Annotated in this window: 5 protein-coding genes; 2 read left to right on the top strand and 3 right to left on the bottom strand. The window is 68.9% G+C overall.

Going from position 1 to position 4164, the window contains the following annotated elements:
- The first annotated feature begins 426 nt into the window (after window positions 1-426).
- The gene (locus E1261_RS43615; protein ID WP_132175444.1) at window positions 427-756 is read left to right on the top strand and encodes a PadR family transcriptional regulator; all 330 of its coding nucleotides are present in this window, start codon (window positions 427-429) and stop codon (window positions 754-756) included.
- Entirely contained in the window at window positions 753-1991 is a 1239-nt protein-coding gene (locus E1261_RS43610; protein WP_132416069.1) for a DUF1700 domain-containing protein, read from the top strand. Before E1261_RS43615 ends, E1261_RS43610 begins: the two co-directional genes overlap by 4 nt.
- On the opposite strand, the gene E1261_RS43605 is transcribed toward E1261_RS43610, so the two are convergent.
- Genes E1261_RS43605 through E1261_RS43595 form a run of 3 tightly spaced genes read right to left on the bottom strand, consistent with a single transcriptional unit; the run spans window position 1992 to window position 4084 of the window.
- Window positions 1992-2696, bottom strand: a complete 705-nt coding sequence (locus E1261_RS43605; RefSeq protein ID WP_132416067.1) for a GNAT family N-acetyltransferase — start codon at window positions 2694-2696, stop codon at window positions 1992-1994.
- Window positions 2697-2700: 4 nt separating this feature from the next.
- Window positions 2701-3696, bottom strand: coding sequence for an adenylate/guanylate cyclase domain-containing protein (locus E1261_RS43600; RefSeq protein WP_238176826.1), 996 nt, complete (start codon window positions 3694-3696; stop codon window positions 2701-2703).
- On the bottom strand, window positions 3686-4084 hold the full coding sequence (locus tag E1261_RS43595) for a cyclic nucleotide-binding domain-containing protein (RefSeq protein WP_132416063.1): 399 nt from the start codon (window positions 4082-4084) through the stop codon (window positions 3686-3688). Before E1261_RS43595 ends, E1261_RS43600 begins: the two co-directional genes overlap by 11 nt.
- Between the last annotated feature and the right edge of the window lie 80 nt (window positions 4085-4164).

Below are 4164 nucleotides of genomic sequence, written 5' to 3'. Positions count from 1 at the left end.
TAAGAGACAGGGACATCACCACCCCCACCGAACGCCCCGACCTCCGCGACCCGAAGAACTAGTCGCTCGGTGAGTGAGGGCGGACCGCCCCCACTCACCAACCTCGCGCGGCTCGCCCGGTCCACGCTCAGCACCCTCCGCGCGGGCGCCCCACAACAGGGTTAGTGAGTGGCGGGAGTCCGCACGCCCCGCACCGAGCCGCGCCCCACGGCCCGCTCCCCACACGAGCCAGTACGACGTTGAGCACGGTTCAACCATGTGCGCGGCCGGCAAGTGGTTGACGGGTGCTCAAGGTGCGGCGGCCGGCCCAACTTCCTCCCCGAACCGGTTTGGGGCAGGGGGTGCGGCGGCGGTGGCGCTGCGAGTGGTTATTGCGGAGTACTCCGCAGTGTGTAGTAGTGTGTGGTGCAGATGAGGAGGTTGGGGATGGATACGAGCCAGTTGCTCAAAGGGGTGCTCGACCTGGCGGTGCTCGCGGTTCTGCGCGATGCCGACGGTTATGGGTACGACGTGCTGCGCCGGCTGCGGGCTGCCGGGCTTCACGATGTCGCCGACGCTTCGGTGTACGGGACGCTCCGGCGGTTGTTCGCGGCCGGCGCGCTGACGTCGTACGTGCAGCCCAGCGAGGAGGGCCCGCACCGCAAGTACTACGGGCTGAACAAGACCGGCCACGACCTGCTCGACCAGTCCACCCGGACCTGGACCCATTTCGCCGACATCATGTCGGTGCTGCTGCTGACCAAGGAGGCCGCGTGAACAGCACCCTGACCGGAGCGGTCGCGAGTTATCTCGCCCAGGTGCGGGCCGAGCTGAGCGACTTGCCACCCGGCGAGCTGGCCGATGTGCTCGACGACGTCACCGGTCACCTCACCGAGGTCGCGGCCGAGTTCGAGGGTGAGCCGACGGGTGTCGCCCTGCAGGAGCGCCTCGGCACACCGCACGAGTACGCCGCCGAGCTGCGCACCGCGGCCGGCTACCCGCCGCGGACCCAGCCGGTCACCGACCAGAACCCGGGCAACCGGGCGCTCCGCTGGGGCCTGATCGCCACCCTGGTCGGCCCGTTCTTCGTCGCCATCGCAGTCTTCGCCGGTGGCCAGGGAGCGAGTGCGTTCTTCGGGTTCATCGGCTTCGTGATCCTGTTCGGCGCGGCCTACCTCGGCGTCCGGGCGCTCCGCGACAACGACCCCCGGGTCGTCCTCGATACCCCGCGCGGTCAGCGTGGTGAGCGCGCGATCCGCGACCTGATCGAGCAGATCCCGCCGAACGTCCGCAAGGAGCTCGTCACGATCGGCCAGCCGGTCTGGTGGGTGCTGCGCGGTGCGGTCGGTGGCGGCGGGTTCTTCCTGCTGTTCGGTGCCGGCGCGGTCGCTGTCGTCGGCGCGATCGGCGGTGCCGTGGTGTCGGTCTGGGTTGCCCGCCGGACTCAGCAGGACCGCCGCTGGCTCTGGTTCGTCGTCCCGCTCAACGTGGTCGCCGCAGTCGCCGTACCGGCCTTCGTGTCCGCAGGATTCGTCGGTGCGTACAGCGGTGTCTTCGACCGGAACGACTACAACAACTCCAGCAACTACAACCCGCCGAGCGAGGGGCTGCGCTGGAACGGTTCCGAGGTGACGAACATCTACCCGTTCGATGCCCAGGGCAAGCAGGTGTCGGTGGCGCTGTACACGCAGGACGGCGAGGCGATCACTCTCCCGCTGCAGGACTGCGCGACGGACAACAACAACGCTGGCACCAAGAACAGCAACATCCTCCCGCACGCGGTCGCCACCTACCCGCCGAACGAGAACCCCACCGCTGAAGACCCGAACGAGTCGGTCTGCAAGGACGAGATCAAGGCGCCGTTCACCCCGCCGCAGTTCCCGACCGCGAGTCAGACGCCGACACCTTCGGCCAAGGTGACGCCGCCGCCGGCCTCGAAGCCGGGCGTCACGACGACGCCGGGTACCAAGCCGACGCCGGGAGCGACGATGACGGTCCAGCCGACGCGCTGATCAGAAATGCGCCGCGGCGACGCGGCGGTAGGTGTAGCCCAGGCGGTGGTAGACCGCGATCGCGGCGGGGTTGTCGCGGTCGACCATCAGCCCGGCGCGGCCGTGCTGTTTGACCAGCTCAGCGGTGACGAACCCGCAGACCTGCCGGGACAATCCCTTGCCCCGGGCAACTTCACGCGTCGTCACCCCGGCCAGGAACCCGACCTCGGGCGCACTCCACGCATCGGCCGCGATACTCAGCAGCTCCCCGTCATCACTCGCGATCGCCGCCCAACGCCGTACCCCAGGAAGCCCGGGCCACGCGTACGACGACGGTGACGCCTCGGCAAGCAATGCCTCCACCCCGTCGTCACCCTCCAGCCACCCTGCAGTCGTGGTGACCGGCGGAATCTCGGCGGTGTCCATCCAGCCGAACGCAGCCGAGAACTCCAGCCCAGGCACCCGATCCGCAAGCTCGCGGATCAGATCCTCATCCCCGAACGGCCGGTACGACGTACCGACCTCGCCTGTGACTGCGGTGACCAACCGAGCCACCTCGGCAGGCGGTCCGGTCACGGCCAGCCGGTCACGCTTCGAGAGCTCCGGTGAAGCGACGGCGACCGCACTCCCGTCGTACCAGGCTCTGACGCCAGGCCCGAACCCCTGCCCAGCCCAAACGATGAGCGGATCCCCAGTCAGGTCTGCGGTGGTGTGGATCTCTTGCACACCGTCATTCTGTCTCAGCCCTCTGCAGGGCGTACGGGACGAGGTGGTGATAGCCGCGAACCGAGACGCGGCGGAGTTTGCGAAGCCGGTACGCCGGATGCCCGTCGAGGGCGGCCGCTAGTTCGCGGTCGGCGAGCACGCGGCCGGGTTTGCACTCGGAGGTGAGGCGGGCGGCGATGTTCACGACCTCGCCGTACACGTCGCCGAGGCGGATCAGGATGCTGCCGTAGCAGAGCCCAATGCGCAGCTCAGGCAGGTCGTCGACGGCATCGACGGCATCCTGGAGGGCCAGGGCTACTGCTGCGCCCTCAGCCGCGGTGTCGGTGACGAAGAGGACCTCGTCGCCCATCGACTTGATCACCCGGCCACCGTTCAGCGCGACGACATCGGCAGCCATGCCTTCGAACCGCTCGATCAGCTGACCGAGCTCGGTCTCGGTCATCCGCCGGGTCAGCCGGGTGTAGCTGACGATGTCGGCGAACCCGACCGCGCGGACCCCACGCGCCAGCTCGTCAGAACCGGCCACCGCCCGACCCGCCGCAGCGGCCAGGTGCCGGCGCCATACGTAGGTCTGCAGCTTCTCCATCGCCGGCAGCAGCAGCCCGGCCACCTCGATCGCCTCGTCGGCCTCCAGCGGAGCCGTGGCCAGGAAGTCCAGGAACATCGCCGACTGCCAGGAGGCGAGTCGCGACTGGGTCTGCCCGAGCTTGCGAGCCAGCGAGGACTCCATCGACGGGTCGATGAAGTTGTCGTCCTCGAGCGCCGCGACCAGCCGCAGCGCTTCGACGTCCCCGTCGGTGAAGGCGATCTCGTCGTCCGGCACCGTCGCGAACCCGAGCGCATGCCACATCCGCTCGGCACGCTGGATCGAGATCCCGGCGCGCTCGGAGACCTCGATCCGGGTGAACTTCCGGTCCCCGCCCAGTAGCGTGCGCTCGAACTCGGCCTGCAGTGCCGCTAGATCCGGCTGCCCGTTCGGTGCGCCCGGATCAGGATCCACCGCGGCGCTCGGCGATGGTGGCGTCGATGGCGTCACGGAAGTCGGGCAGCCGCCGGGTCAGGTCGTCGAACTTCTCCCGGGTGAAGTGCAGCAACTGCAACCGCGACTTCGCCGTCACGGTTGCCGTCCGCAACGTGTTCTTCCGGACCCCGACCTCACCGGCGATATCACCCGGGCCGAGCTCGGCGATCTCCTCACCCTTGACCCGGACCGCCGCCGTACCGCTCAGAATCAGGTACGCCGCGTCCGGCGGGGTCTGCTCGAGAATGAGCGACCACCCGGCCGGCACCGACACCTCTTCACCGGCCCTGAAGATGTCCCGGATGTCCTTCCCGGACAGATCCGCGAACAACGGCAGGTCCCGCGGGGACGTTCTACCCAGTGCCACGTCGATCCTCCGAAATCGCTGATGTTCCCCGCCGGTAACTCTAACGGCTCCCCCCACCCAGGTCACCAGCATCCCCGACC

The sequence above is a fragment of the Kribbella albertanoniae genome, from assembly GCF_004348455.1.
In the GTDB taxonomy this organism is placed as follows: domain Bacteria; phylum Actinomycetota; class Actinomycetes; order Propionibacteriales; family Kribbellaceae; genus Kribbella; species Kribbella albertanoniae.
Note: the sequence above shows the minus strand (reverse complement) of the source record. Positions and strands in the feature narration are given on the sequence as shown.